Source organism: Polynucleobacter sp. 35-46-11 (assembly GCF_002281105.1).
Genome location: NZ_NCFJ01000746.1, coordinates 1 through 1,033, shown reverse-complemented (window position 1 = coordinate 1,033; position 1,033 = coordinate 1). Strand labels below are relative to the sequence as shown.

Annotated in this window: 1 protein-coding gene; it reads left to right on the top strand. The window is 42.7% G+C overall.

Features of this window, described 5'->3' with window-relative positions; translation table 11 throughout:
* Window positions 1–861, top strand: an 861-nt coding sequence (locus tag B7Y67_RS19275; RefSeq protein ID WP_293600014.1) for a hypothetical protein, incomplete at its 5' end; no start/stop codon positions are given.
* Window positions 862–1,033: the final 172 nt, after the last annotated feature.

Below are 1,033 nucleotides of genomic sequence, written 5' to 3'. Positions count from 1 at the left end.
CCAACAACCTTATCATTTATCAATGATATCAAGAGTAAATTTGCTATAGGCGCCACTTATGGAAGTGCAGATCCAGTGACTGGAAAATTCAGCACTGTGAGTATGAATGCAATGGGCATGGATTTACAGTTGGATGGAACTATTAAATTTAATGCTGCCGCCTACTCGCTAGCAAGCAGTAAAGGTTTGCAAGATATATTGGCTGCAGGAGTGAAGGTTGGCGGTGCAAGTGGTGTTTTATCGTCAAGCCCAACAGTTACAACCACTCAAGGTACCATCTCAAGTAGAGAGTCAGCTCTAGTAGCATTTACTTCTATGTCGCCCGGGCAGACATTGACAATGGCCGGTCTAGTATTTAAGGCTGGAAGTTTGGGTGCTAGCGCGACTCAAGTTGCCTCAGCATTTGCCAATATCTCCACTGTTGGAATATCAGCGAGCTCACTCAATACAAGTAAGTCTTTGGGTGACAGTGCGGGCGGGTCATTTACATCTGGATCTTCGCTTGGCTGGACCTCAGGTGCAGCAAGTGATTCAACTTTAACGTTTGAGAGCAGTACCAATAATAATGATGTAACAGATCTCAGTCTGATACAAACGGCTGGCACAAGTGATCTACTATCTTTCATAACTGCACAAATTGGTGCGAATGGCGCGATTAATAGCCAGATTCAAAATGAAGTGACAGAGGGAAATCTACTCGCTAAGCAGCAAGCTCAATTGACAGAGCGACTAAATTCAATTCAAAATAATTTTATTTCCCAGTATTCAGCTCTAAATGCTTTACTGTACCAACTAAGCTCCACAAGCACTGCATTGAATAGCGCGCTTACTGCGCTAACTAATAGTCAGAGCAATAATTAACTCTGATCGGATTGAGGAAAATCATGGTATCTAAATCAGCTCGTGCTTATGCGGCAAATGAAGTACTCACTGGAGTTCATGGATCTGATGCAGGGCAACTTATTGTCTTGGTTTACGACCGAGTTTTTGATCATTTGAAACTAGCTAAAAAGGCATTGGAAGATGGCGAATA